Below are 26,398 nucleotides of genomic sequence, written 5' to 3' on the forward strand. Positions count from 1 at the left end.
CCATAGCTCAGCTATAAGCTTTAGTTGCTTTAATAATCGCGGAGATGATGTAGTTGTCTATGTTAGCACCGGGAACCCAGTCTTTGATAAAAGACTTGGATTCATCTTTAGGCTCGATAGAAATGTTGGAGAAGCCGCTTTGCTGAAGCATAACCTTCACTTCGCTGATGGAGGATGCGCCCGAGATGCAGCCCGAATATAACTCATTCATATCATTTTTAATTTCCGGCGGCAGTTCAGCGGTAGTTACGATGTCGGAAATGGCGAGACGGCCACCTGGCTTAAGAACCCGGAAGGCTTCATGGAAGACCTGCTGTTTATCAGGGGAAAGGTTAATTACACAGTTGGAGATAATGGCATTCACTGTATTGTCGGCAACGGGGAGATGTTCGATCTCTCCCAACCGGAACTCTGTATTGCTAAAATGCCCCTTTATGGCATTATCGCGTGCACGGCTAATCATCTCCGGTGTCATATCGATTCCCAAAACATGACCGTCTGCACCGACCTGGCGAGAGGCCAGAAAACAATCAAACCCACCGCCGCTGCCTAAATCCAGCACGGTCTCACCGGCTTGCATATCGGCGATAGCACCGGGATTTCCACAGCCTAATCCCAAATTCGCCCCCTCGGGAACTGCCTGCAGTTCATCTGCAGAATAACCCAGCTTAGTAGAGATGGTATTAAAATCTGTGGGAGTACTGCAGCAGCTTCCGGAACGTTCTGCACTGTCTTCACTGTCTGTAAAACAGCGAGATGAGTTGGGTTCCACAGTTTGCACGGCAATTTGTTGATACCGGCTGCGGACCTTTTGACGGATTTGGTCATTTGTGAGCTTGTTCATACGTAATCACTCCTCCATAATATTGAAATATATTTGCAATTTGCAACTATATGATAAGAGAAATCACCCGGTGATGGGTGCACAACATCTGCTTGATTTCCCCATAGCCTCATTAAAAATCTGCACGGAACGCAGTACGGTTTCTTTCTCAAACTCGCTCATATACGAGAATACTTCATTCAGGTAATCATTCATCTGCTGATCAATGGTTGTGGCCACGAATTTACCCTGAACCGTGAGAGAGAGTGTGAATACTCTGCGGTCACTGGGATCAGCTGTTTTTTTGACCAGGTCCATCTTTATTAAGGATTGTACTTGCCGGCTAAAAGTTGTAATATCGATCGCCAAGGTTTCGGCAACCTGCTGCATGGAGGGATTTTGCCGTCGATCAATCTCATACAGCAGATGGCTTTGCGCTAAGGAGATATCGCAACCGCCAACGCTGCAGCAGTTCTTATTTAGCAGGCCGAAGCGCCGGGTCATGATCTGAAACAACTCGCGTGTGTTCTCCATTATGTGTCACCTCATACTTCAGTTATAACTCATATTATTGCAATGTGCAATTAATATTTTGCTTATTGATTTTTGGGAACACTCCCTTTAGTATATAATCAAACGCTTATATAAGGAATGGAAGGAGGACCAGGCATGGACCTATTGACGGAGATTGCGGATGACTTAAAGCTGCTGGGTGACAGGACACGGCTGACTATGCTTGCGCTGCTGAAAGAGCGGGAATGGTGTGTATGTGAATTTGTAGAAATTTTTGATATTTCGCAGCCCGCGATTAGCCAGCATTTAAGAAAGCTGAAGAGCCAAGGTATCGTAAAGGAGAGCAAACGTGGGCAGTGGGTACACTACTCTTTGAGTATTGAGAATAAGCCTTTTCTGCAGGCGGTTCTGAATCAGATGCCCGATTCCAAAGCTATCCTGTCTTTATTGAATAAAGAAGAGATTGTTGCTTCATGTAAATGATGAGATTAGAAAAAAAGTGGGGGTTTATACAGTGGTGTTTCTATCCTGCCTAATATTCGTAACAACCTTAATATTTGTCATCTGGCAGCCGAAGAATCTATCCATTGGCTGGTCCGCATGCGGCGGCGCGATATTGGCATTACTTGTTGGCGTAGTGAATTTCAGTGATGTTATCGATGTGACTCTGATTGTATGGAACGCTACATTAGCCTTTGTAGCCATTATCCTAATCTCCTTGATTCTGGACAAAATCGGCTTTTTCGAATGGGCTGCGTTACATATGGCCAGAGCCGCTCGCGGAAGCGGAACAAGAATGTTTATTTATGTCACCTTGCTGGGTGCGGTCGTCGCTGCTTTTTTTGCCAATGATGGAGCGGCGCTGATCCTGACTCCGATTGTGCTTGCCATGGTACGAGCCTTGAAATTTGATGAGAAAAAAGTCTTCCCGTTTATTATCGCCTGTGGATTTATTGCGGATACTACCTCATTGCCGCTAGTGGTCAGCAATTTGGTCAACATCGTATCGGCCGACTTCTTCGGACTGAGCTTTATGGAATACGCGGGCCATATGATTGTGCCAACACTGTTTTCCTTGGCTGCGAGTATTCTGGTACTTTATTTATTTTTCCGCAAAAGTATTCCAAGGCAGTTTGACAGCTCTCAGCTGAAGAATCCGTATGAGGCAATCAAGGACAAGCAGATGTTCAAGGTATCCTGGATTGTGCTGGCTGTGCTGCTAATAGGATATTTCGTCAGTGAATTCCTGAATATTCCAGTTTCAGCGGTAGCCGGAGTTATCGCGATCTTCTTTCTGCTTATGGCCAGAAGAAGTCCTTCCGTGAATACGAAGGAGGTGCTCAAAGGAGCACCTTGGGCCATCGTTTTCTTTTCCATCGGGATGTATGTCGTTGTGTACGGATTGCGCAATGCCGGGCTTACAGATATATTGGCTGATGTGATTCAGGCGACTGCTGAACATGGACTATTCGCCGCAACGATGGGGATGGGCTTTATTGCAGCTTTTATTTCATCGGTGATGAACAATATGCCTACGGTTATGATTGATGCGCTGGCTATCGATGCAACGCACACGTCAGGAATCGTTAGAGAAGCTTTAATTTATGCAAATGTGATTGGTTCCGACTTAGGGCCCAAAATAACCCCGATCGGTTCGCTTGCCACACTGCTGTGGCTGCATGTTCTCTCCACCAAAGGCGTGAAGATCTCCTGGGGCGCCTACTTTAAGACAGGGATTATCTTGACCATCCCGACGTTGTTTATTACCCTATTGGGACTTTATCTATGGCTGACCATCATTTAACTTAAAGGAGATAATCACACATGGACAAAAAAACTCTTTATTTCCTATGTACAGGCAACTCTTGCCGGAGCCAGATGGCTGAAGGCTGGGCCAAGCAATATTTGGGAGATAGCTGGAATGTATACAGCGCCGGTATTGAAGCGCATGGTCTGAATCCAAAGGCAGTGCAGGCGATGAATGAAGTGGGGATTGATATCTCCGCACATACATCCGATATTATCGACGCTACCCTTTTGAATCAGGCGGATTTAGTTGTAACCTTATGCGGAGATGCCGCAGATAAATGTCCGATTACACCGCCAAAGGTGAAGCGTGAGCATTGGGGCTTCGATGATCCAGCCAAAGCACAAGGAACGGATGCCGAGAAATGGGCGGTATTCCAGCGTGTTCGTGATCAGGTCGGCGAGCGTATTAAACAGTTCGCTGAAACGGGTGTGTAAATGGCTAATTATCATGAGTTAGTTGAAGGGAAAATATATATAGGCGGGGAGGCCGCTCTGCTGCAGGCATTACAGGAGCAGACGATCTCGGATGTCTATGATCTGCGAGATCAGGGAACTCAGGCAGAAGGCTTTCCCGCACATGTAACCCGCCATCATTATCCGATTGTAGAAGATGCCGCAGGGCAAGAAGCCTCGGTACAGGCTGCCATACTGGCTGTTACAGAGGCGGTGAATAGCGGTCGAACCGTATATTTTCATTGTTCGGGTGGACGCAATCGCACCGGTACTGTAGCTACGGGAGTGTTACTGGAATTGGGATTGGCGTCCAGCGTGGAGGAAGCGGAGCGTATAGCCAAAGAGAAACGTCCGGACATCAATATTAAACCGGAGATGCGCCAAGTATTGCTGAGTTTCTATCCATAGAAGTTGTCTGAGAAGTCCGCTCATTACGAGCGGGCTTTATTTGTCTTTTTGCTGGGTGAAATATTCGAAATTAAAATAATGACAATAATCAATATTTGTTACTTGATTATTGTCATTATCTGAATTATACTCAAATCAACAAGTAAAGGAGATGTTAATCATGAAGCAAAACGTGAACAATGTAGTGCTCATAACGGGTGCATCCACAGGGATTGGAAATCTGTCGGCTAGGGCAATGGCTGCAGCAGGACACACGGTTTATGCAACAATGCGGGATGTGGAGGGGCGGAATGCAATACGGGCGAAAGAACTTCATGATTACGCAGCAGACCATGGATTTCAGCTTAAGGCTTTGGAACTTGATGTGTTATCCCAAGAATCTGCTGACCAGGCGGTACAGACAATTGTAAGTGAGCAAGGGCGTCTGGATGTGGTCGTGCATAATGCAGGTCATTTGGTAGTGGGGGTGACGGAGGCCTTCACACCCGAGGAGATCGTTAAAGTGTTGGATACCAATGTACTCGGTACGCAACGGGTTAACCGGGCAGCGCTGCCGCAGATGAGAGCCCAACAAGCGGGATTGCTCTTGTGGATCAGCAGCACAACTGTGCGTGGAGGTTTCCCACCATTTCTTGGACCTTATGTAGCGGCGAAAGCGGCCATGGACTCCTTAGCGCAGACCATAGCTTATGAAGTTGCCCGATTCGGCATCGAAACGTCCTTCGTCGTACCTGGCGCCTTCACTAAAGGCACGGCACACTTTCCAAGTGCAGGTCATCCCGCAGACGAGCAGGTTACGAACGCCTATGCACGGATCAATCATCTGTTGGAGGAGGTCGGAGATCGACTGAGTGCACTCACTCCAGAGGAGGCCGACCCGCAAGCTGTTGCTGATGAGATTGCCCGAATTGTCAGTTTGCCACTTGGCACTCGACCAGCCCGTTCGGTCATTGATTATGTAGGTGATGGCGCAGCAGAAGTTACAGAGCTCTCGGAGAAAGTACGGATTGAATTCGTACAGCGGCTAGGTTTAGGAGATCTGCTTGTCCCACAGGCGTTTAACAATTAAATTCGAGGAGGAATAAATAATGGACAATAAATTAGCAGGTAAAGTAGCGTTGGTAACAGGTGCGTCGAGGGGGATGGGACGGAAGATTGCCGAGGAGCTGGCTCATCATGGAGCAAAGGTCATTGTTAATTATGCGAGTAATCCAGGTTTGGCCGAAGACGTGGTGAACGGAATTAAGCAGAGCGGTGGGGAAGCATTAGCTGTTCAAGCAGACATCAGCAAAGTAGCAGATCTGGAAGTGCTGTTTCAAAAAACGTTGGATGCCTATGGCCAGGTCGATATTCTCGTCAACAATGCCGGCATTATGATCACGAAACCCATTGTGAATATGACCGAAGAAGATTTCGACAGACAGTTTGCGATTAATGTGAAGGGGACCTTCTTTAGCTGCCAGCTAGCGGCTAAGCATATGAGCGAGAACGGTCGCATTATCAATTTCTCGACCTCTGTTACCGGCCAAATCTTCCCTACCTACAGTGCCTATGCCGGAACCAAAGGAGCAGTGGAACAAATCACCCGTCAGCTGGCCAAAGAGCTTGGACCGAAAGGGATCACCATTAATGCCGTCTCTCCTGGGCCCATAAATACAGAGTTGTTCACGGTTGGCAAGACTGCAGAGCAGATCGCAAGTGTTGGGAGTATGAACTCCTTCGGACGTTTGGGTGAACCTGAGGATATTGCGAATATTGTCCTATTCTTGGCCAGTCCCGAATCGCAGTGGGTTACGGGTCAGACGATTCGTGTTAACGGTGGGTTTATTTAAGAAGTAGCAGATATTCATTAAGCGCTAGTGTAGTTAAACTCTTTGACTTTTACCCCGTTCTTATCTAATATGGGTTTAGAGCAATTTGGCGATGGAGTTCGCCGTAACCGTCTTTCTAAAGACTAATGACTCCTACCAGTGAGCATGATGCTGGTAGGAGTCTGTTTTGTTTAAATATAAGAAAATTTATACGTTGCACACTATAACTAACCTTATATTTTTTATTTTAACAATAGGAGCTAAATGCGATGGGAAACTGGCAGAGACAATGGATCAATTTCGCTGAAGGGAGAATTCAGCTGGCGCTGTGGAGCACTTTTGTGAAATGGATTATTTTAGGTGGGATTGTGGGGATCTTAAGCGGCACCGCCTCAGCCTTTTTCCTGAAGAGCTTGGATTACGTCAGTGAGTTGCGGGTGAGCCATTCCTGGCTGCTGTACTTGTTGCCGCTGGGGGGAGCGGTAGTCAGTTATTTGTATATGCGCTTCGGGAAAAATAGCTCCAAAGGCAATAACCTCATCCTGGAGCAAATTGGCGAAGGGAACGAAACGATACCTTTGCGCATGGCTCCTCTGGTCTTAGTCGGAACGCTGATTACACACTTGTTCGGAGGATCAGCGGGTAGAGAGGGAACAGCTGTGCAAATGGGGGGGAGTCTCGCGGAATGGTTTGGCCGACTGATTAGAATCAACCCTATGGATCGTAAAATCTTGTTAATGTGCGGGATAAGCGGTGGTTTCGGCTCTATATTTGGGACCCCGCTGGCCGGAACCCTCTTTGGCCTTGAAGTGATTGCCATCGGATTAATTAGTCATAAGGCGCTCCTGCCTTGCTTTGCAGCCAGCTTTGTCGGGGATCAGGTCACTACCCGTTTCTGGGGTGTGCATCATATCCATTACCTTGTTGGTGAAGTTCCTGCGATGAGTTTTACAGTATTGATTAAGGTGATAATAGCCTCTATCTTGTTTGGTTTGGTGAGTATTCTATTCAGTGAACTGACGCATTTTCTGAAGCGGACCTTTACGGCCCTGTTTAAGAATCCTATGTTAAAAAGCGCCATAGGCGGCTTTATTATTATCGCCCTAGTATTCATCGTAGGCTCCCGGGACTATCTCGGACTGGGGATTCCGCTGATTCAGGATTCTTTTCAAACCGATGTCTCCCCATTCGCTTTCTTATGGAAGCTGATCTTTACCTCCTTTACGTTGGGAACCGGATTTCAAGGTGGAGAGGTAACACCTTTGTTTGCGATTGGAGCCACCTTAGGGAATGCACTGGCGGGCATATTGCATGTCTATGGTCCCTTTTTAGCATCGCTTGGCTTCATTGCCGTATTTTGCGGAGCCACCAATACTCCAATCGCCTGTTTTCTCATGGGGATTGAGCTATTTGGTTCGACGAGTGCTATTTATATGTTCATCGCCTGCTTGGTCAGTTATTTGTTCTCCGGCCATAGCGGAATCTATACGTCACAGCTGATAGGCATATCCAAAAGTCATCTGCTATCTATCCCTGAGGGTACCACACTTGCTTCTGCTCACAGCCTGCGTAAGAGAAAATCGGCAGATAAGGAGAAGCAATGAGATCGTCCTAGAGTGCAATCATTTGGATGGATGTCCGGGATATTTAATGAAGTTGCTGCCTTTCTGATCCACAGCAGTAATGCGGGCTCGGCCTAACAGCATGTAGGACCATTCTGCCTGCTGATGCCAATGCAGTTCACGCACTCCACCAGGGGTGAGACTCATATTGACGGCGGCAAGGGTGGTGGCGATGGGCAGTTCCCGGACGGTCACTTCGCGTGACCAGCCCCCATGATTCAGCTGAATGTGGGTATCGGAGAAAGAGAATTTTAGATTTGTAATCAGTCCGGAATCCGTAACCGGAGGGACGAACATATCCGGGTTCTCCCGATCCCGCATAACATCACGGGGACCTCTGTCTAGCGCACCTGTACCATCGCTTCTAATGGGTTGAGGAATAGAATCCATGGGTTTGCGCCTCCCTCTAGATATACTTAATAGCAATTAACCCAATGAGAATATATGCGGACTGCTTTTTTTTATGATAAGAGAGCAACATTAACAGATACAAGAGAGAGCGGGTTTAGCGTAAATGACAAGCCATGAACAACAGCAGTACCGCTTCAGTGAAGCGCCGATTTGGGAGCTGCAGCGCGCGTATTTTGAAGAACAGGGAATGAAGGCTTGGGAGAATGATCAGGTCCCGCAATATATAACGAGTAATCCGATGATCGCAACGGCTTATGCGGAGATGATCTTCGGATTTCTACAGGATCGAGCCGGGCTTGGGCGTACTTCTGAACCGGTTACTATTCTTGAGCTGGGGGCGGGAGCGGGACGATTAGCCTTTCATGTGCTGCAGAAGCTAGTCGAACTGAGGGATTATGCCGGTATTTCACTGCCTCCTTTTCGATATGTAATGAGTGATTTAGCTTTCAAAAATATTGCCAGCTGGCAGCAGAATCCTGGCTTACGTTCCTTTGTTGAGCAAGGAATACTGGATTTCGCCCGCTTTGATGCTGTCCATGATACCGAGCTAAAGCTGACAGAAGCTAATATCAGCGTTCGCTCAGGTGAGCTGCAGCAGCCACTGCTGATTATTGCCAACTATTTCTTTGATAGTATTCCGCAGGAATTAATCTATGTAGATGAAGGAAAGGTCTATGAGTGTGAGGTTTCACTGCATTTTCCGAATGAAGTTGAGGGCACAGAGCCAGCGAACAGACTAGAAACCGTCATTCCTGAATACCATTATGTACGAGCTACCCTATACGAAGAGGAAACATACCCTTATCACGATCTGATGGCGCTGTATCAGGAGAAGCTGGAGGACGCACATATTCTATTCCCGGTCGTAGGACTTACCTGTCTGGAGCGACTCAGCGGGCTGTCCCAAGCGGGCTTCCTGCTGCTCACCGCAGATAAAGGCGACCACCGGCTGGAGAATTGGGAATTTGCCGAACCGCCCCAGCTTATTCATCACGGAAGCTTTTCACTGACGGCGAACTATCATGCGCTACAATTTGTTTTTGAGCAAAAAGGTGCGTTGTCTCTATTCACGACACATCACTATAAAGACTTAAATGTAGGCAGTATTCTTATGCTGCAGTCGCCTATGCATTACGCGAATACCCGACTGGCGTACCGCCGATTTATAGACCGCTTCGGGCCGGATGATTTCTTCAGTATGAAGGAATGGATCGATCAGCATTTCGATATTATGGGTCTACAGCAGATTCTGGCCTTTTGGCGATTGGGTCGCTATGATGCGGAATTATTCATCCAAAGCGCTGAACGTATTTCAGACTTGCTGCAGGATGCCAGTGACGAAGAAATGCTCGATATTCAGAGCGGCATCCACTTGATGTGGAAAGGCCACTATGCCATGGAACAGAGCTACGATTTAGCGCTGGACTGTGGACTGCTGCTGTTCGAAATGGATAAGTTCGAGGATGCGCGGTTATTCCTGGAACGTTCATTGAGCGCTAATGAGGAAGAACCTTTATCAACGGTGCTCTTTAGTCTGGCCATCTGCAACTATGAGCTTGGCGCCGAAGCGGCTGCACTGGATTATACGCGTAAAGCATTAGTCCTCGAACCCGGGCATGAAGAGGCTTTGGAGTTACTGGCGGCACTAAACGAGCAATAGAATAGATAGCGCATCGCTTTCCACATATTTTCTCCACAAAGGTTCTTTATGATAAAGCTATGATTAAGAACCTTGAGGAGGCAGCTTATGAATTGGTCATGGTTAATAACTCTTGTCTGTCCGTTAATGATGATATTTATGATGTTCGGCATGCGCGGGTCCCATGGACATGGATCGAAGGGGCAGCATTCCCCGAGTAATGAAGACCTAGTGAAGCAATTGAATGAATTAAAGCTGCAGAATGAAAAAATGAGTAAAGATATCCAGAGTCTCACACCGTAAAGCAGTCAGAGTAACTGGATATATCAAAAAGAACCGGGCAGATACAGGGATTATTCCTGCATTCTGCCCGGTTTTTGGTTATATACAAGAGTAAGGATATCTGTACAAGCTATTGAAATATAAATGAAAAGATATTTACATTTTTCATTTCTCAGCATATAATTTAAATATAAGTTGCACTGAGGAAACTTTCGTGTGTATAGACAACTTTTTTCGGGCAAGAGGAGGGATTGAAATGATGGAGCAAAGTGTAGTGGAACAAGGCATAGTAGAACCTAAAATAATAAGAACTCATAGAAATTCGATATCCGCACAAGCTGTGTTAAATGGGGAAATTAAAGGTCTGAAAAGGATTCTTCCTTTCCTGGGTCCAGCCTTCATCGCCGCAGTCGCGTATCTCGATCCCGGTAATTTTGCCACTAATATTACAGCAGGCTCGAAATATGGCTATCTCTTATTGTGGGTAATTGCCGGATCTAATTTAATGGCTGTCCTAATACAATCTTTATCTGCGAAGCTGGGCATTGCTACAGGAAGGAACTTGCCTGAAGTAGCACGGGAACGATTTCCCAAGGGTGTATCCTTTTTCTTATGGATTCAAAGTGAACTGGTCATTATCGCCACGGATTTGGCGGAATTTATAGGAGCGGCTTTAGGGCTTTATCTACTGTTTAATATTCCCATGCTTCCTGCCGCACTGATCACAGTTGTTGGGTCCTTTGCCATTCTTGAGCTTCAGCGACGGGGATATCGCTCCTTGGAGGCTGGTATTGCCGCGATGGTGCTGATTGTGGTCTTAGCATTCGCCTTTCAGGTGATTGTGGCCCAGCCAGATATAGGTTCGGTTGCTGCCGGAATATTCACTCCAAGATTTGAAGGTGTAGACAGCATTCTTCTAGCCGCAGGAATTCTAGGTGCTACGGTGATGCCGCATGCGATTTATCTTCATTCTTCTCTGACACAGAGTCGTGTAGTCGGGGTTGATGAAGCGGAGAAGAAACAAATCTTCAAATTAGAATTCATTGATATTATGATCGCGATGATTATTGCAGGCGCAGTGAACATGGCCATGGTCATTGTAGCTGCCGCTTTGTTTTTCAAAAATGGTCTTGTCGTTGAAGACCTGGGAGTTGCCTTTACGCAATTCGGTCACTTGGCCGGTCCAGTTACAGCGATTTCGTTCGGATTAGCGTTATTGATTGCAGGTCTGTCAAGCTCTTCTGTAGGGACTATGGCTGGTGATGTGGTCATGCAGGGGTTTATCAACAAAAGGATTAATTTGTATCTACGGCGTGCTATTACCACACTTCCACCGTTAGTGATCATTTTCTTAGGAGTGAATCCAACGAAGGCGCTGGTTATGAGTCAGGTGATTCTATCCTTTGGGATTGCCTTTGCCTTAATTCCCTTGGTTATCTTCACCAGCAACCGTCAACTGATGGGCGGGTTAGTGAATCACCGGATTACAGCGGTTCTTGGCTGGATCGTCTCCGGTTTGGTTGTTTCGTTAAATCTGTTTCTCGTATTTGAAATGATTACTTAATAAGCAATAAAGAACCCAGCCCCCGAAATACACTCAGGCACATACCTGAAGTATTCCGGGGGCTGGGCTTTTATTATTATTGTTTTACAATATCCTGTACAGCTTTATCCAGCTTCTCTAACAATTGATCGTGGCTCAACTTGCCACCCAGATATTCCTGCATTGCTGCACCGAAACCTTGAGTTACGCCGTCAGGGAACATATCCCAGTTCCAACCAAGTGCAGCAGCTGATTTCTCTTGAACAGCAACCGCGACTTGACCGATATCTGCTGCTTTGGTTTCAATATTGGTCTCAGCTGGAATGAACTTGAATTCCTTGGTCAGGTACTGTTTACCTGTTTCTGAAGTTACCAGCCAGTTCAGAAAGGCTTTGGCTTCTTCAGGATGCTCGGACTTGCTATTGACTACATAGTTGTTAGGCACGCCGACCAGGATGGTACCTTCTTTATCGCTGATGGGAAGGGGTAGAATTCCCAAATTGAGCGCCGGATCAATCTTATCAATATCACCCTGCGTCCAGTTGCCCTGCAACATCATCGCCGCTTTGCCAGATGCAAAATCAGCAACCTGAGTGGCATAGTCAGTGGTCATTTTGTTATCCTGGGCATTGTCGAAAATCACGTCAACCAAATCCAGCCATTGCTTGAATACTGCATTGCCTTTAATGGTTTCTGTTCCTGCTTTAACATCTTCGATAAACTTCTTCGGATCAGGCTGATTCGCCAAGCCTACATTGACAAGGTGAATCCCCATGGACCACCATTCATTGGTCGCTTCAAAAGGGGTAATGCCAGCCGCCTTCAACTTCGCAGCAACTTCCTTAAGCTGTGGCAATGTCTTTGGCTCTTCGGTAATTCCAGCTTTTTCAAATAAGGCCTTGTTGTAAATCAATCCATAGCCTTCGACATTCATCGGCATACCATACAGCTTGCCGTCTACGGTAGCAGGGACTTTAGAGGTTGGAATCAGATCCTTAACCCATGCTTCCCCTGATAAATCCGTTGCCCGGTCCATATAAGGAACGAGGGCGGTATAACCACCGTTGTTGAATATTTCGGGTTCTGAGCCGGAGGCAATCTCAGCTTTGAGCAGAGCGCCGTAGTCTTCGCCACCGCCGTGCGTCTCCACCTCAACCTTTACGCCAGTTTCTTTTTCATATTCCTCAGCCAGGGCATTCAATTGCTCCGCAATTTCCACCTTGAACTGAAACATTTTGATCGTAACATTTTTTGCAGGTGCTGTGGTTGCTGCAGGAGCGGCTGTCTCTTTTTGCGTGTTGTTAGCGCTATCATTGACTGCTGAATTGTTATTGCCACCGTTGCCGCATCCTGCGATAATAAGTGTGCAAACGATTGCGAAAGTAAATGCAAGCCTTTTCTTCATAATATAACCTCCCTGGTTTTTTATTTCTACAACTTGATCGTAATGCAATTGGGAATGAACTTGAACTTAATATTTTGCTTGAAAAAGTGGATATTGTTGCAGCATAGATAAAGTGTTGTTGCACTATCCTTTAACAGACCCAGCGGTTACCCCCTCAACAATGTATCGCTGTAGCGACAGGAAGAAGATCAGAATAGGAGTGATAGCCATAACAAGACCCGGTAGGGCAAGATCCCATTTTTTCGTATATTGTCCAAAGAACTTGGTTACGGCAACTGGCAGTGTGGTCAGATCCTTATTGCCGCCGATGACAAGCACGGGTAAGAGATAGTCATTCCAAATCCATAAGGTATTCAGGATAACAACCGTCACTACAATCGGCATAAGCAGCGGGAAGACGATCCGGAAGAACACTCCATAGGGATTGGAACCATCGACCCGGGCAGCTTCTTCCAATTCAAAGGGAACGGTCTTGATAAAACCATGAAACAGAAATACTGACAGCGGCATCCCAAAGCCGAGGTAGCAGGCTACGATCCCATACAATTCTCCGCGCAGTTCCAGAATACTGGTTACCCGAACCAACTGCAACATCAGGGACTGGAAAGGAATGATCATCGCCGAGATCAACAGCAGAAATACAAATGAGTTGAAGCGCGAAGGCTGTCTCACAATCCGGTAGGCCGCCATGGCGCTGAACAGGACAATAAAGATTACGCTGAGTACTGTAATTTGCAGCGAGTTCCAGAAGGCTTGCGGGAAATCGATCGCTTTCCATACATCAGCATAATTTGTCCACTTAAAGACCTGGGGGAATGAGGCGGCATCCATCAGGATTTCCTTCAGGCCCTTCACCGAATTTGTCAGTACCAGGTAGAAGGGGGAGAGAAAGATAATCGCTAGCAGAACGGCGGCAATTTCCAGAATGAAGGTGCTAAGACGATATCTGCTGGTCTGCATTATGCCGACACCTCTTTTCGTTTGGTTAACCATACTTGGGTTATAGTGATCACAGATACAGCGAAGAAGAAGAGCAGTGCTTTGGCTGTACCCAGACCATAACGGTTATTGATGAGCGCTTCCGCATAGATGTTATAGGCAAGCGATTGGGTGGAGGTTCCCGGCCCGCCTTTGGTCAGCGAAAGGTTGAGATCGAACATTTTAAAGGCATTTGAGGTAGTCAAGAACAGACAAATTGTAATTGCAGGCATGATCAAAGGTACATAGACGCTTTTGAATAATTGGGGAGCACGGGCGCCGTCGATCTTTGCCGCTTCAATCAAATCCTTGGGAATTCCGGCAAGTGCGGCAATATAAATGACCATCATATAGCCGGCAGTCTGCCAAACAAACACAATGACAAGACCCCAGAATCCAGTGCTGGATGTACCCAGCCAAGGCAGCTGGAAGAAGGAGATGCCAGTGATTTCACCAATGGTGGCGAATCCCTTCGTGAAGATGAATTGCCAGATATACCCAAGCAGAATTCCGCCGATTACATTGGGCATAAAGAAGATGGTGCGAAGCAGCTTTTTGGTCTTCAAGGACGTCATCAGAATAAAGGCGAGTGAGAGCCCTAGAATGTTGGCAGCTACTACGGATACAACTGTGAAGCGGAGCGTAAAGGACAGCGAAGCCCAGAACTTATCATCATTAGTGAAGATACGTTTCCAGTTAGCAGCGCCAGTCCAGACGGCTTTGTTCAGATCCAGTCCATTCCAGTCGGTAGAGGAGTAATAGAAGCCGAGAATAAAAGGTGTGACCACAATGGCCAGAAAGAAGATGAGGCAGGGTCCCAGAAATACAATTTGCTGGCCCCAGCCTCTTTGCATGCGCAGAGCTTTTCTCATATGGAATCTCCTTTGTCTGTTTTCTTACAGGTTTACACCTTTATTATAGGAAGGACCGCTTGCCTTCAACACTCAATTTGATGATGATAAAGGTGGATTATATTGCGCGAATGCTTACGAAGTAGTTTTGCGAAGTAATCCATGTTGTCTATGCTGATATAACTTTTGGGAGGAATAGGAATGTTCAGAAACAGCATACGGACCCGACTCATGACACTTGTGCTCTTGGCTTCTGTCATTCCGTCAGGGATTTCCGTCACCTTCTCGTATCTATATACCAAGCAGTCCGTAACTGAGCAATCGGTGAAGCAAAATACGAAGCTGCTGACGCTGGGCGAGACCAATCTCAGCAACTATTTCAGTGGGATGAATCAGCGTGCCATGTCGCTATATAGCGGCATCAATGTCCCAGGCTCTTTTTATACGGCACTTCTCATCGCCAAGAGTCCGGACAAGGTCCCTGCTGGTTCTACGGTGTCGGATAACCGCGCAATCATCTCCACCCAGCTGTATAATATGTTTCTTTCCGATCAGAATACGTATCAGATCCACTTATTTGTTAAGGCTCCCAAACAATCCAACACGCTGCGCGGGGGATTATTTCGCCAAGAAATTAACAACCAATATACAGAGGCAGCCAATCCAAGTGGTACGAACCGACCTTTTGTCGAAGTCACGCATATGGATCATAAGTATGGGGTGAAATCCGGATTTCTGAATCTAAAGTCAGGCATAGTTCCAGTATTCACGGCGCATTTCCCCATCTATCGCACGCCAAGTGATGAGGTACTGGCAGACCTGGCGATTGATTTCCGATTAACAGAGCTAGAGGGGATCGCCAGATCCATGTACAATTCGGATACGGAGGAGCGACTGTATGTCCTGAATGAACAGGGGCAAGCCTTGTTTGCCTCTGATCCGCAGTGGATCGGTAAAACGTTCGCGGCAGGCTGGAGCAAGCTTCCGGCAGGGAAGGAACTCGGCCATTTCACCTGGACAAAGGATGGGTTTAAAGGCATCGTAATGTTTAGACATATAGATGATCCATTGTTCAAGGGCAGCATTATTAAGCTGGTTCCTTATGAGGATCTATATGGTGATGCCAGAATCATTACCAGAATCAATACCGGAATCGGGATTGTGTTCCTTATCCTTGGAGGCATTATGGCGGTTCTGATATCGATCGGTTTTACGAGACCGATAAAGAAATTGATCTCTTTTACACAGAAGGTTCAGATCGGGCAGTTGGACGCCTTTGTGGATGTGGAGCGGGAGGACGAATTCGGACTCTTAACCCGTAAAATCACCGGAATGACCCGGACGATCAACAATTTGATCGTTAAGGAGTACCGTTTGGAGATTGCCAATAAGACGAATCAGCTCAAGGCGCTACAAGCTCAGGTCAATCCGCACTTTTTGTATAATGCCCTGCAGTCTATCGGCAGCTCCTCTCTGCGCTATAATGCACCGCAGGTATATGAGCTCATCTATTCACTTGGCAGTATGATGAGATACTCTATGAATACTGAACGGACGCAGGTTCCGCTGCAGGATGAGATCGAGCATGTGGAGAATTATATGGTTCTGCAAACGGAACGGTTCGGAGAGGACAATCTGCGGCTCGATATCGATATAGAGGAAGCAGTGCGGGATGTAGTAGTACCCAAAATGATACTGCAGCCTATCGTGGAGAATATTTTTAAGCATGGCTTCGTCGATGGAATCAGCCAAGGGGTTATTTCTATAACCTGCTTCTTGGATGCTAACCATCGATTGGTTATTGTTATTCAGGATAACGGCAAAGGAATCACATCTGCACGGCTGGAAGAAATCGAAGCAAGCTTGGCAACTATTGATAAGACTGAGCAGGAGGAGATCGGATTACGCAACGTGCTAGCCAGACTGCGGCTGCAGATTAGTGGAGAGGCACAGCTATTACTGCAGGGAGATGCCGGTAAGGGAGTCGTTGTCACATTGATCATTCCACTGGCTGAAGATATTGGAGAATTGTAAAGGAGTGATGAAATGATGAAGGTGCTGATTGTAGATGATGAGAAGCATGTGCGTGAGGCTATCCGTTATTTTGTTCCATGGGAGAAGTATGGAATTTCTGATATCTGTGAAGCAACCAATGGCCAAGAGGCGATAGATATGATTATGGAGCAGCAGCCTGCGATTGTCTTCACTGACATGCGTATGCCTCTGGTAGACGGGGCGCAGTTGCTAGAGTGGCTGCATCAGCATTCTCCTAATACAAAAACAATTGTTATTAGCGGTTACCAGGATTTTAATTATGTGAAGCCCGCGATAGTCTATGGAGGCACGGATTATTTGCTCAAGCCGCTGAACAGCAAGCAATTGATCGCTGCCGCTGAGCATGCCTTTAAGCTATGGCAGGAGGAAGAACGGGAGCGGGAGCAGGCTTTTCGCCAGAATATGCAGTTGAATGTGCTGCGTCCGTTGTATTGGGACAAAGTGCTATCAGATCTACTCTCCTGCAATGCCTCCTTTCAGGAGCTGCAGCCTGCACTATCCGATGAACTCGGCATGTGTAGGGATGCGGAGAGCTGCAGCATTGCAGTCATTTCCTTACAGGCAGCCAACTGCCGTTTATTGCAGAGATTTCATGGTGATTTGCAGCTGACATCTTTTGTTCTGGCAAATGTCTGCAACGAAGTACTCTCTCCGCAGAGGAATGGGTTCGCTTTCCGTTACTGGCAGACAGGCGTCGATATAGTAATTCTGTTCTGGGATGATGCGTCAGAAGCGCACAAGTGGCTGCTACGCATTAATGAGGCTATTAGATTAGCGTACGGAGTAGAAGTGGATATGGGTTTAAGTCTAGTGAATTCCTTCCCGCAGCAGTTACACACTGCTTTTATGCAGGCACAACAAGGCTTAAGTGAGCGGAATCTTCTCCATAGAGCGGAACGGATTCATCTCTACAAGGATGAGCCCAGAGAGGGTGGGTCTGTAGAAGACCACGCTTTTCAAGCCTACATAGATAAGTTGAAGATAGCCGTCCTGTCCGGAGAAACCGATCGAATGAACCTAACTGTCGAGGATTGGACAGAGCAGCTTGCCGGGATGAGCATGCTCACGGAGAGCAACTTTCTGCGCATGCAGGAAGAGATCAGGGGAGTTCTTCTGCGCCTCCAGCATGAGGACAATACCCAATTTGAGCTTTGTTATGATGAAGAGGGATTGTTCTCTGTGGAAGGCTGGAGGGATCAATTAAAGGCACTTCTGCTGCGACTATCCAAAGAAAATAAGCTCTCCGAGACTTCTGACAGTCGGCTTGTGCTCGAAATCAGAGATTATCTGGATCAGAACTATCAACAGGACATGACACTTCAGCATATCGCCGAACGCTTTTTTATCAGCAGGGAGAATGTATCGCGCAAGTTCAAGCAGATCACCGGTGAGAACCTGTCCGATTATTTAACCAATCTAAGAATAGCCAAAGCTAAGTCTCTACTGCAGAATACGAACTTACGGCTATCTAAGATTTCAGAACTGGTGGGTTATGAGGATGAGAAATATTTCAGTCGGGTCTTTAAGAAAGCCACCGGACAGACGCCGAGGGAATACCGCAAGCAATAAATGTAGCATTTTTACTTTTTTATTTTTTATTCATAATTTCGTCATCTTCCCTATAGGAATGCCTACTAGAATGAAGTTATAAATCAGATGGGGAGTGCTAAAATGGCTAGAATATTAATTACAGACGATGCAGCTTTCATGCGGATGATGGTCCGTTCAGCACTAGAATCCAAAGGGCATGAAATTGTTGGTGAGGCAGCAAACGGTGAGGAAGCAATAAAAGCATATAAACAATGTAAACCAGATGTGGTTACCATGGACATTACAATGCCAGATATGGATGGTGTTACGGCGGTGCGGAGTATCATTGAATTCGATCCCAAAGCCAAAATTATTATGTGCAGTGCTATGGGGCAAACGGTAATGGTTATGGATGCTCTGAAGGCGGGAGCCAAGGATTTTGTTGTTAAGCCTTTTCAGCCTGATCGTTTACAGCAAGCTATCGATAAACAATTATAGAATTGAAAGGGGATGCCGATATGATTAATGTACAGGATACTCAAGTGAAGGCAGTTCTTACGGGTTTAGAGAAGGTATTGACAGGGTATTTAGGCCTTACTGTCAGCGTGGGTACTCCTTCGACTCAACAGCCATTTGTGAATACAGATAACGTTTCGGTTATGGTTGGTATGACTGGAGATATTCGCGGCGAGATCATTTTAAGTCTGGATTATGATGTTCTAAAGAATATTGTCAGCACGATGTGCGGTTTTAAGGTTGAAACGATTGATGAAATGGGCTGGAGTGCATTTGCCGAGTTTGGTAATTGGGTTGGAGCGGCCTGCTGTTCGGCATTTAATGATCTTCAACTAAATACGAATATCACCCCTCCGGTAATTCATGAAGGGAAAGGCAGTCTTAGAACAAGCAGCAAATTTATCAGCGTACCGGTTTATGCCAATGATCAAATCATCGTAGCACATCTCAGTTTAGGTGAATGATGGGCGCGCGCAAGGTACCGTATGAATGGGGAGAACTGTTCATGAATCATTTGAAAATGTTGCGTTTATATGTGGGACTGTCCTTAATAGCAATCTTTGTTATGGGCTTTCTGGCTACCTGGCTGAATCCGAAAGATCCCAATTTGGATGTTACAGAAATCGTCTTCCTATCAATCGGCGCACTTTTCCTGATGGCTACCTTCTTCTCAGAGAAGATAAAGCAAAATTCTGAACTTTTGTTGTTTGGATATCTCTGGATTATTTCTGCAGGAGCTTTCGTCTCTCTGATGCAGCAGCATTATAATTCGATGCTGTTGATTGGTGTACTTATGATGTATTTCATTATAAGTCAGATTCTCCCTTCCCTGAATCATCTGAAGATCTATATGGTAGCCATTGAGCTGGAATTGATTTTGTTTTTATTCATCTCGGCTGATTTTAAGGAAGCTGTATTTGCGCTCGTCATATTTATTTTGGCAAGTACCATTATCTACTTGTCCACAGGCAAGCGTTTACAGATGATTACGAAGTATCAGGAGACTGAGAATGCTCTGCGTGTAATGGTGCAGGAGAAGAATCTATATGAACGAGCTGTTCGTGATGTTGGAACAGGAGTTGTCATTGCGGATGCGTTAGTGTCTGGATTTCCAATCATTTACGTTAACGATGCCTTTACATCTATTACGGGCTATACGAGTGAAGAAGTTGTGGGACGTTCCTGCAAATTTCTGCAGGGCAAAGACACTAAAGAGGAGCACAGGGAACAAATCCGTGATGCTCTGAATTATCATTCCAAGGTAAAGCTGGAAATCTTGAATTACCGAAAGAATCATGAGCCGTTCTGGAATGAACTTGTAATTACTCCCCTCAAGGATGAGACAGGAATTACGACACATTTCATCGGACTTCAGACTGATGTAACGAAACGTCAGCAGTTAATGCAGAGTGAGCAGCAATCACGCGTTATGCTGGAGCGGGTGCTCCGAGATTTGAAAGATGCAGTCATCGTAATGCGTCCAGACCAGCTACAGCTCCAACCTGTCATGATGAATGCCGCTGCACAAGCGATTTTCAAATCTCTTGACAGTTCGATCCTCCCACAGCTGGATGCCTATAAAGAGCTGATCTACAGCCTAATGTCAGGGGACAAAGCAATTGAACAGGAAATACAGCTGCAGGTTGATGAAGGTATTCACTACTATCGTGTTGTGATAAGCAGACTTGATGAGTTAGTCATGCTCACGTTTAATGATATTACTATTCACAAGGAAAGCGAACATCAATTAGTCATGAATAAGATTGATTTGGAGCAGAGAAATCAAGCGAAGGATCAATTCATGAAAATGCTCAGTCAAGAGTTTCGTACCCCTTTGAATGCGATGAGAGACATCGCGCGGGAACAAGAACACGATATGTTTACTTCCGAGGAAAAACTTAAATTAAAGTACTCCTCCGAGCATCTGCTATCCTTAATCGATCGTTTCCTGGATTATTCCGCCATGGAGAATGGTGAGCTGCATATTGCTGCCCTTCCGTTCAACCTCCATGAACTTGTATTGGAAGTATCCGATAATTATCGCAGTGATATCGAAAATAAGTTGCTTGACTTTCGGGTGAAAGTTGAACAATTGCCAAACATACTGGTTCTCGGTGATTCCCAGAGAATCATGCAAATTGTGGAGACACTTCTTGACAATGCCGTGAAATTTACGCAACAAGGGTATATAGAAATCGTCGCGGCGGTTCGTCCACACCGGGAACTCGGTAAGTTATGGTTCATGCTTACAATTAAAGATACAGGCGTTGGTATTTCCGAAGAAATGGCTGATGATATTTTCCAACCCTTCTTCCAGTTGGATGCGGCGTCACCGAGAGAATATGAAGGTATGGGGTTTGGACTTGCTCTTTCTCGGAAGCTTTCGGAAACGCTTGGAGGAACGATTAGCTATCAAAGCAGGCTAGGGGAAGGTACAACATTTGTCATGAAGCTCCCGGTTACCCCCGCTTCGCCGGAGGATTCAAAGTTGCGTCTTGACCGGAAGTTAAGCATATTGCTGGCAGAGGATAATATAGACAATCAGAATTTATTTCTGGCCTTTGTGAAGAAAATGAATTGTTCGGTAGATGTTGCCGTTAACGGATTTGAAGTGGTGAAGGCATTTACCGAAGGCTCTTACGATATGGTCTTTATGGATATCCAAATGCCTTTAATGGATGGCTACGAAGCTACAAGACTGATCCGCGCTTGGGAATTAAGTGAAGGATTTGAGCCGACTGCGATTATTGCGCTTACTGCACACGCATTTGAGGAGCACCGCAGAGCCAGTTATGAAGCTGGATGTACGGACTTCCTGGAGAAACCAATCTTTATGGATCAATTGTTTCAAATGATCCGGCGATATGGTTTGGGCAGCGCTAGAGAGACTGGAGGCGAGCGGGATGTCTGGACAACCGATAGAGATTTGGATTGACGAGGATATAGCTGATCTTATTCCAGGGTACCTCGAACGACGTGAAGAGGATTTAGCTACAATTACTACAGCCTTTCAACAAGGTGATTTTGAGAAAATCCAGAATATCGGACATTCTTTAAAGGGGAGCGGTGGCGGATATGGATTGCAGATGATTTCAGTAATCGGGCGCCATTTGGAAGAATCCGCGGCTCTTGAAGATATTGACTGCATTCAATTATGCCGCTATCAATTACAGCATTATCTAAATAACCTGGTGATATTTATTAAACCATGCGCACGTTAGGAAACGGGGAAATGCAATGAGGAGAGATACGTCATTATCCTTATTTCAATGGATATGGAGAACGTATATAAAAACGGCTATCGTACCCTTAGTGTTAGTTGAAATAGTATTTATCAGCATATTTTTTGTGACAAATGAGTGGTCACGACAACGACAGATACAGAGTATGAAGAATGAAGTATTAAATGAGCTGCAGATTGTTGCCGGACAAGAGGCAGGTATGATTGGAAATCAGACACATCGGATATCTATACTAACCGATGTGTTCCGAGATTCTGTTTCTGATGCGTTGCACTCCGGACAGGCGATTTCTGCAGAAGATCGCGAGCGGCTGAAGCAGAATGCAAATGGTGCTTATTATTCAACAGCAAACAGTTCTACTGGTGGAGCTGCTGTATTTTATAGTGGCGTCACAAAAGTTGGAGTTGAAGAGAAGAACAAGGTGGGGCGTCTGTTATCGCTGCAGCCGGTTATGAAGTCGATGGTAACGCGCGAGCCGCTTGCGACAGCGATATACTTTAACACATTTGATTCCTTGAATATCATTTATCCATATATGGATGTTATTAATCAATATGCCCCCAAACAAAATATCCCTTCGTTTAATTTCTATTATGAAGCAGATGCCAAGCACAATCCGGAGCGAAATGCGGTCTGGACAGATGCCTATTTAGACCCTGCTGGAAACGGCTGGCTGGCCTCCTCTATTGCCCCAGTGTACAACAACAATGTACTAGAGGGTGTAGTAGGGATAGATGTTACAGTGGAGAACTTAAGAAAAGATGTTCTGGAGTTGGATATTCCCTGGAATGGTCTTGGCATATTAGTCGGCAAAAACGGTAAGGTACTGGCTATGCCTGAACAAATAGAGAAGTTGTTTGGCATCAAGGAGCTTACCTCTCATAATTATCGGAACCCCGTTCTTGAAGATACGTTCAAGCCTGACGAATTCAATCTATTTGCTCATAAAGATCTCAAGAGTATCGCTGCTAAACTTGCCTCGAATAAGAATGGATTGAGTGAAATAGAGATTGGCGGTAAGATGCAAATTTTGGCTTGGTCTACAGTAGATACTACTAATTGGAAATTCGTGGTATTATCTGAAGAGGATACTATATTTGCTGAGACGAACCGCCTGGAACTCAAACTGGATCAAATCGGAATGTATCTGATTTTTGGACTCGTTTTTTTCTACACTATATATTTTGCCATCCTGTACTGGCGCGCCCGGGTCATGAGCCGGAAAATGTCCAAGCCACTCCATATTATCAACAATATCGCTATTGGCATTGGAAATGGTAGATATGAACAGCTTATTCCTGATATTGAAGTCTATGAGATGAAAGAGACAGCTACTATACTGGCTGCAGTGGGTAGGAAGCTTGGAAATAGTAATAAGAATTTGCTCGAAGTAAGGAATGAACTCGAGGATCGGGAAGCAGATATGCAGGCTATGATTCATTCCCTCGATGATATTATTATGGAAATTGACGAGAAGGGACTAATAGAAAAGGTCTGGACTGTAGGCAAGATATTTAAAATAGAAACCGCTCGAAGTATGGAAGGAACCCACATTACTAACCTGTTCGATGAAGAAACCGCGAAGAGTTATTTGGATACATTACATAAAGTGCTCAGGACAGGGGAAACGTTAGGACTTGAATTTTCAGTACAAACCAGCATTGGTCTAAGGTGGATGCAGGTAAACATTACGCCTATTCACAAAAAGAATGAGATTTCACGAAAAGTTTGTATGATCGCGCGAGATATTACAGATAGAAGACAATATGAACATTCACTACGCCGCTCTAAAGAAATTGCTGAGAAAGCTAGTAAGGCGAAGTCTGAATTTCTATCCAATATGAGTCATGAATTACGTACGCCCATGAATGCAATACTTGGCTTTTCTCAGTTGCTTGAATATGATACGGCTGAGCCATTATCCCTCTCTCAGAAAGAGAGTGTAAGAGAAATCATTAAAGCAGGTAAACATTTGCTGCAATTAATTAGTGAAATCCTTGATCTTTCGAGAGTTGAATCCGGCCGTTCATCTGTCTATATGGAGAATGTACGTTTGGGGGATATTTTGGAGGAGTGCTTCTCTTGGGTTCAACCCATTTGTGATTTGAGTGGTATTCAACTCCATAATGATTCACGGGCCATGTATGAGGAATCTATTTCTTGTGATCGAGTTCGGATGAAACAGGTATTGCTGAATTTACTTTCGAATGCAATCAAATACAATAAGCCCAATGGTTCCGTCATCATCCGAGCAATGCTGGTGGAGGGTAATCAAGTAGCTATTATTATTGAGGATACAGGGATTGGAATACGATCCGAGGATTTGGTGCAGATTTTTGAACCGTTTCAACGCATCTATCAGGGTAAACAGGTTGAAGGTACGGGTATAGGCTTAACGGTATCCAGTAAGCTGTTGGAGATGATGGGTGGCAAGATTCAAGTGACAAGTATTTTTGGAGAAGGCAGCCTATTTAAAATTCTGATTCCTCTAAGCTCACTTGCCTGATGAAATCATACGCCGATGAAGGAATAGTGAATAGCGCTCAAATATATCTTTTAAAAGAGCGAGGGAATGCATATGTTAGAGATAGGACTGCATAGTATAGACAATTCGGCAAAAATTATGATTATTGATGATATCAGGGCCAATACCCTATTGCTGGAAAAGCTGTTTCGTATGGAGGGGCATGAGCAAATTTCTGTTATTAATGACTCTACAAAGGCACTAGAGGCAATAGAGAGGGAAGATCCGGATGTTCTTTTGCTTGATTTAAGCATGCCTATCGTAAGTGGATTTGATATTATGTTGGCGTTAAAAGCGCGTAATCATCCATTGCTGCATTCTATATTGGTCATTACAGCCTATCACGATACGGAACATCGGCATCGCGCCCTGCAGTTAGGTGCAAGCGATTTCCTGACCAAACCGTTTGATCCGCTGGAGGTCGCACTTAAGGTACGTCATTTACTGGAAACCATCCGTCAACGCAAGCTTCAGGAGAAGCAGAATTTGCGATTGGAGAATATGCTCATGGAGCATACTCTCCAAATTTCGGAACTCCAGGAGGAGTATGTTTTGCGGCTGATTCAGACGATGAAACATCGGGATAACGAAACTGGCCGACATTTAATGCGGATGAGTCAATATGTATATGAAGTAGCCAAGCAGTTGGGACTTGAAGAGGCTTTCTGTATTAAACTTAAGCATGCAAGTTCAATGCATGATATTGGTAAGGTGGCCATTCCGGATGAAATATTACTCAAAAAGGGGCGGCTAACTCCCGAAGAGTTTGAGATAATGAAGCAGCATACGATCATTGGTGCGGAATTGTTATCGAAAAGCAAACATGAGGTATTGATATTAGGTGAGAAGATCGCATTAAGCCATCATGAAAAGTGGGATGGAGGCGGCTATCCCAATCATCTACAAGGTGAAGAAATTCCACTTGAGGCAAGAATTGTTGCCGTATGTGATGTCTTCGATGCCCTGACTTCAGTAAGACCCTATAAACCCGCTTGGACTGTGGAGAAGGCTTTGGCAGAGATTCTGCAGCTAAGTGGAGTTCATTTTGATCCGACAATTGTTGAGGCTTTTTACGAGGTTTCTGCGAAAATCGTTAAGATAAGAAATATATGGGTAGACTGAAATGCGAAGAGCCAGCCCAAAAGCTATTCTTGATCCAAGGCCGGCTCTTTTATAAATCTAAATCTCCGCACTTCAAATTACGAATTTATACCCAATCCCCCAGATCGTGATAATCATTCGGTGGTCCGGATCAATTTTCTTGCGAATATTCTTCAAATAAACGGTTACTGTATTAATATCCCCGTTATCTTCAAATCCCCATACCGCGTTGTAGATCTGCTCTCTGCTCAATACGAGATTCCTGTTGCGTACTAGGTGGAGTAGAATTTCAAATTCTTTCCCGGATAAATGTACGGTTACCCCATCCACAGAAACCTCATACGTTTCTCCATTAATTATTATACCCTCAAATTGAAATACCTTCTGATTCGAAACAGGAGTACTGACGCTGCGCATTTCCCGCCTAAGATGCGATTTAATACGTGCAGTTAATTCGTCGATACTAAACGGTTTGGTAATATAATCATCCGCGCCTAGTTCCAGCCCCACCACCTTGTCAATCTCACGATCCTTTGCACTAAGCAACAGGATAGGTGCGCTGACGAGATTACGGATTGCCTTGCAGATATCTAACCCATTCATACTGGGCATGACAATATCAAGCACGATCAGAGCAAAGTTATTAAGCTTGACTTGTCTTATCACTTCCTCACCTTCAGAAACTGTAAAGACCTCGTAGCCTTCCATTTCTAGTCTTTTTCTCAAGAGTATAAGGATGTCGCGGTCATCATCTACAACAAGGATTTTAGGTTTCTCCATAACAAGGTGACCTCCAAAGGTATACATTTCTATTTATAATTTTACCACATATTGTACAAGAATTTTAATTTTAAAATCATTTATCGCTAGAAATGCTTGATA

Annotated in this window: 24 protein-coding genes, 1 pseudogene and 1 riboswitch; of the genes and pseudogenes, 18 read left to right on the forward strand and 7 right to left on the reverse strand. The window is 45.3% G+C overall.

The window, feature by feature from the left end; genetic code table 11:
- Positions 1-7 precede the first annotated feature (7 nt).
- Both H1230_RS04975 and H1230_RS04980 read right to left on the reverse strand, forming a co-directional pair.
- On the reverse strand, positions 8-844 hold the full coding sequence (locus H1230_RS04975) for an arsenite methyltransferase (protein ID WP_239714475.1): 837 nt from the start codon (positions 842-844) through the stop codon (positions 8-10).
- 63 nt (positions 845-907) lie between these two features.
- Positions 908-1,357, reverse strand: a complete 450-nt coding sequence (locus H1230_RS04980) for a MarR family winged helix-turn-helix transcriptional regulator (RefSeq protein ID WP_239714476.1) — start codon at positions 1,355-1,357, stop codon at positions 908-910.
- 135 nt (positions 1,358-1,492) lie between these two features.
- Between H1230_RS04980 and H1230_RS04985 the strand changes: the two genes are divergently transcribed.
- From H1230_RS04985 to H1230_RS05015, 7 genes are all read left to right on the forward strand, one after another.
- On the forward strand, positions 1,493-1,819 hold the full coding sequence (locus H1230_RS04985; RefSeq protein ID WP_239714477.1) for an ArsR/SmtB family transcription factor: 327 nt from the start codon (positions 1,493-1,495) through the stop codon (positions 1,817-1,819).
- Between the two features lie 31 nt (positions 1,820-1,850).
- On the forward strand, positions 1,851-3,140 hold the full coding sequence (locus H1230_RS04990) for an arsenic transporter (protein WP_275591117.1): 1,290 nt from the start codon (positions 1,851-1,853) through the stop codon (positions 3,138-3,140).
- A gap of 20 nt (positions 3,141-3,160) precedes the next feature.
- Entirely contained in the window at positions 3,161-3,580 is a 420-nt protein-coding gene (gene arsC / locus H1230_RS04995) for an arsenate reductase (thioredoxin) (RefSeq protein WP_239714478.1), read from the forward strand.
- Positions 3,581-4,006, forward strand: coding sequence for a protein-tyrosine phosphatase family protein (locus tag H1230_RS05000; RefSeq protein ID WP_239714479.1), 426 nt, complete (start codon positions 3,581-3,583; stop codon positions 4,004-4,006). It begins immediately after the preceding gene.
- A gap of 160 nt (positions 4,007-4,166) precedes the next feature.
- On the forward strand, positions 4,167-5,075 hold the full coding sequence (locus H1230_RS05005; protein ID WP_239714480.1) for an SDR family oxidoreductase: 909 nt from the start codon (positions 4,167-4,169) through the stop codon (positions 5,073-5,075).
- Positions 5,076-5,094: 19 nt separating this feature from the next.
- Positions 5,095-5,838: an SDR family oxidoreductase gene (locus H1230_RS05010; RefSeq protein ID WP_239714481.1), complete on the forward strand. Its 744-nt coding sequence runs from the start codon at positions 5,095-5,097 to the stop codon at positions 5,836-5,838.
- Positions 5,839-5,916: 78 nt separating this feature from the next.
- A riboswitch (Fluoride riboswitch) is annotated at positions 5,917-5,980 on the forward strand.
- Positions 5,981-6,086: 106 nt separating this feature from the next.
- The gene (locus H1230_RS05015) at positions 6,087-7,421 is read left to right on the forward strand and encodes a voltage-gated chloride channel family protein (protein WP_239714482.1); all 1,335 of its coding nucleotides are present in this window, start codon (positions 6,087-6,089) and stop codon (positions 7,419-7,421) included.
- Between the two features lie 45 nt (positions 7,422-7,466).
- Here H1230_RS05015 and H1230_RS05020 read toward each other — a convergent pair.
- Positions 7,467-7,829: pseudogene (locus H1230_RS05020) on the reverse strand (cupin domain-containing protein); the annotation flags it as partial.
- A gap of 124 nt (positions 7,830-7,953) precedes the next feature.
- On the opposite strand from H1230_RS05020, the gene H1230_RS05025 reads away from it, so the two are divergent.
- The 3 genes from H1230_RS05025 (at position 7,954) to H1230_RS05035 (ending at position 11,335) form a co-directional block, all read left to right on the forward strand.
- Entirely contained in the window at positions 7,954-9,510 is a 1,557-nt protein-coding gene (locus tag H1230_RS05025; protein WP_239714483.1) for an SAM-dependent methyltransferase, read from the forward strand.
- Positions 9,511-9,597: 87 nt separating this feature from the next.
- A complete protein-coding gene (locus H1230_RS05030) occupies positions 9,598-9,792 on the forward strand; it encodes a DUF2933 domain-containing protein (RefSeq protein ID WP_239714484.1) in 195 nt (64 codons plus the stop codon).
- A 235-nt stretch (positions 9,793-10,027) separates the two neighbouring features.
- Complete coding sequence (locus H1230_RS05035; RefSeq protein ID WP_481857116.1) at positions 10,028-11,335, forward strand: Nramp family divalent metal transporter; 1,308 nt, start codon at positions 10,028-10,030, stop codon at positions 11,333-11,335.
- A 76-nt stretch (positions 11,336-11,411) separates the two neighbouring features.
- On the opposite strand, the gene H1230_RS05040 is transcribed toward H1230_RS05035, so the two are convergent.
- The 3 genes from H1230_RS05040 to H1230_RS05050 all read right to left on the reverse strand — a co-directional run bounded on the left by H1230_RS05040 (position 11,412) and on the right by H1230_RS05050 (position 14,569).
- Positions 11,412-12,719, reverse strand: a complete 1,308-nt coding sequence (locus H1230_RS05040; RefSeq protein WP_239714485.1) for an ABC transporter substrate-binding protein — start codon at positions 12,717-12,719, stop codon at positions 11,412-11,414.
- Between the two features lie 123 nt (positions 12,720-12,842).
- Positions 12,843-13,679: a carbohydrate ABC transporter permease gene (locus H1230_RS05045; RefSeq protein ID WP_239714486.1), complete on the reverse strand. Its 837-nt coding sequence runs from the start codon at positions 13,677-13,679 to the stop codon at positions 12,843-12,845.
- On the reverse strand, positions 13,679-14,569 hold the full coding sequence (locus H1230_RS05050) for a carbohydrate ABC transporter permease (RefSeq protein ID WP_239714487.1): 891 nt from the start codon (positions 14,567-14,569) through the stop codon (positions 13,679-13,681). The genes H1230_RS05045 and H1230_RS05050 overlap by 1 nt, the downstream gene beginning before the upstream one ends.
- Positions 14,570-14,749: 180 nt before the next feature.
- Here H1230_RS05050 and H1230_RS05055 point away from each other — a divergent pair, with 180 nt between their 5' ends.
- The 8 genes from H1230_RS05055 to H1230_RS05090 all read left to right on the forward strand — a co-directional run bounded on the left by H1230_RS05055 (position 14,750) and on the right by H1230_RS05090 (position 25,537).
- On the forward strand, positions 14,750-16,582 hold the full coding sequence (locus H1230_RS05055; protein ID WP_239714488.1) for a sensor histidine kinase: 1,833 nt from the start codon (positions 14,750-14,752) through the stop codon (positions 16,580-16,582).
- A gap of 12 nt (positions 16,583-16,594) precedes the next feature.
- Positions 16,595-18,172 carry a response regulator gene (locus tag H1230_RS05060; RefSeq protein WP_239714489.1) on the forward strand — a complete coding sequence of 526 codons (1,578 nt, stop codon included), beginning with the start codon at positions 16,595-16,597 and terminating at the stop codon, positions 18,170-18,172.
- A gap of 102 nt (positions 18,173-18,274) precedes the next feature.
- Positions 18,275-18,631, forward strand: coding sequence for a response regulator (locus H1230_RS05065; RefSeq protein ID WP_239714490.1), 357 nt, complete (start codon positions 18,275-18,277; stop codon positions 18,629-18,631).
- 20 nt (positions 18,632-18,651) lie between these two features.
- The gene (locus H1230_RS05070; protein ID WP_239714491.1) at positions 18,652-19,113 is read left to right on the forward strand and encodes a chemotaxis protein CheX; all 462 of its coding nucleotides are present in this window, start codon (positions 18,652-18,654) and stop codon (positions 19,111-19,113) included.
- A gap of 41 nt (positions 19,114-19,154) precedes the next feature.
- Positions 19,155-21,584 (forward strand): ATP-binding protein, encoded by a 2,430-nt coding sequence (locus tag H1230_RS05075; RefSeq protein ID WP_239714492.1) that lies wholly within the window; start codon positions 19,155-19,157, stop codon positions 21,582-21,584.
- Complete coding sequence (locus H1230_RS05080) at positions 21,553-21,870, forward strand: Hpt domain-containing protein (RefSeq protein WP_239714493.1); 318 nt, start codon at positions 21,553-21,555, stop codon at positions 21,868-21,870. Before H1230_RS05075 ends, H1230_RS05080 begins: the two co-directional genes overlap by 32 nt.
- 166 nt (positions 21,871-22,036) lie before the next feature.
- Positions 22,037-24,397, forward strand: coding sequence for an ATP-binding protein (locus H1230_RS05085; RefSeq protein WP_239714494.1), 2,361 nt, complete (start codon positions 22,037-22,039; stop codon positions 24,395-24,397).
- A 72-nt stretch (positions 24,398-24,469) separates the two neighbouring features.
- Entirely contained in the window at positions 24,470-25,537 is a 1,068-nt protein-coding gene (locus H1230_RS05090; protein ID WP_239714495.1) for an HD domain-containing phosphohydrolase, read from the forward strand.
- A 72-nt stretch (positions 25,538-25,609) separates the two neighbouring features.
- Here H1230_RS05090 and H1230_RS05095 read toward each other — a convergent pair whose 3' ends face one another.
- Positions 25,610-26,296 (reverse strand): response regulator transcription factor, encoded by a 687-nt coding sequence (locus H1230_RS05095; RefSeq protein WP_239714496.1) that lies wholly within the window; start codon positions 26,294-26,296, stop codon positions 25,610-25,612.
- Between the last annotated feature and the right edge of the window lie 102 nt (positions 26,297-26,398).

The sequence above is a fragment of the Paenibacillus sp. 19GGS1-52 genome, assembly GCF_022369515.1.
In the GTDB taxonomy this organism is placed as follows: domain Bacteria; phylum Bacillota; class Bacilli; order Paenibacillales; family Paenibacillaceae; genus Paenibacillus_AQ.

Coding starts and splice junctions, on each gene's coding strand:
- H1230_RS04980 (WP_239714476.1), bottom strand. CDS start 1,357: ATGGAGAACACACGCGAGTTGTTTCAGATCATGACCCGGCGCTTCGGC.
- H1230_RS05085 (WP_239714494.1), top strand. CDS start 22,037: ATGAAGAATGAAGTATTAAATGAGCTGCAGATTGTTGCCGGACAAGAG.
- H1230_RS05005 (WP_239714480.1), top strand. CDS start 4,167: ATGAAGCAAAACGTGAACAATGTAGTGCTCATAACGGGTGCATCCACA.
- H1230_RS05055 (WP_239714488.1), top strand. CDS start 14,750: ATGTTCAGAAACAGCATACGGACCCGACTCATGACACTTGTGCTCTTG.
- H1230_RS05090 (WP_239714495.1), top strand. CDS start 24,470: ATGTTAGAGATAGGACTGCATAGTATAGACAATTCGGCAAAAATTATG.
- H1230_RS05040 (WP_239714485.1), bottom strand. CDS start 12,719: ATGAAGAAAAGGCTTGCATTTACTTTCGCAATCGTTTGCACACTTATT.
- H1230_RS05060 (WP_239714489.1), top strand. CDS start 16,595: ATGATGAAGGTGCTGATTGTAGATGATGAGAAGCATGTGCGTGAGGCT.
- H1230_RS05035 (WP_481857116.1), top strand. CDS start 10,028: ATGATGGAGCAAAGTGTAGTGGAACAAGGCATAGTAGAACCTAAAATA.
- H1230_RS05045 (WP_239714486.1), bottom strand. CDS start 13,679: ATGCAGACCAGCAGATATCGTCTTAGCACCTTCATTCTGGAAATTGCC.
- H1230_RS05050 (WP_239714487.1), bottom strand. CDS start 14,569: ATGAGAAAAGCTCTGCGCATGCAAAGAGGCTGGGGCCAGCAAATTGTA.
- H1230_RS05000 (WP_239714479.1), top strand. CDS start 3,581: ATGGCTAATTATCATGAGTTAGTTGAAGGGAAAATATATATAGGCGGG.
- H1230_RS05010 (WP_239714481.1), top strand. CDS start 5,095: ATGGACAATAAATTAGCAGGTAAAGTAGCGTTGGTAACAGGTGCGTCG.
- H1230_RS04975 (WP_239714475.1), bottom strand. CDS start 844: ATGAACAAGCTCACAAATGACCAAATCCGTCAAAAGGTCCGCAGCCGG.
- H1230_RS05025 (WP_239714483.1), top strand. CDS start 7,954: ATGACAAGCCATGAACAACAGCAGTACCGCTTCAGTGAAGCGCCGATT.
- H1230_RS05070 (WP_239714491.1), top strand. CDS start 18,652: ATGATTAATGTACAGGATACTCAAGTGAAGGCAGTTCTTACGGGTTTA.
- H1230_RS05095 (WP_239714496.1), bottom strand. CDS start 26,296: ATGGAGAAACCTAAAATCCTTGTTGTAGATGATGACCGCGACATCCTT.
- H1230_RS05030 (WP_239714484.1), top strand. CDS start 9,598: ATGAATTGGTCATGGTTAATAACTCTTGTCTGTCCGTTAATGATGATA.
- H1230_RS04985 (WP_239714477.1), top strand. CDS start 1,493: ATGGACCTATTGACGGAGATTGCGGATGACTTAAAGCTGCTGGGTGAC.
- H1230_RS05075 (WP_239714492.1), top strand. CDS start 19,155: ATGAATCATTTGAAAATGTTGCGTTTATATGTGGGACTGTCCTTAATA.
- H1230_RS05065 (WP_239714490.1), top strand. CDS start 18,275: ATGGCTAGAATATTAATTACAGACGATGCAGCTTTCATGCGGATGATG.
- H1230_RS05015 (WP_239714482.1), top strand. CDS start 6,087: ATGGGAAACTGGCAGAGACAATGGATCAATTTCGCTGAAGGGAGAATT.
- arsC (WP_239714478.1), top strand. CDS start 3,161: ATGGACAAAAAAACTCTTTATTTCCTATGTACAGGCAACTCTTGCCGG.
- H1230_RS05080 (WP_239714493.1), top strand. CDS start 21,553: ATGTCTGGACAACCGATAGAGATTTGGATTGACGAGGATATAGCTGAT.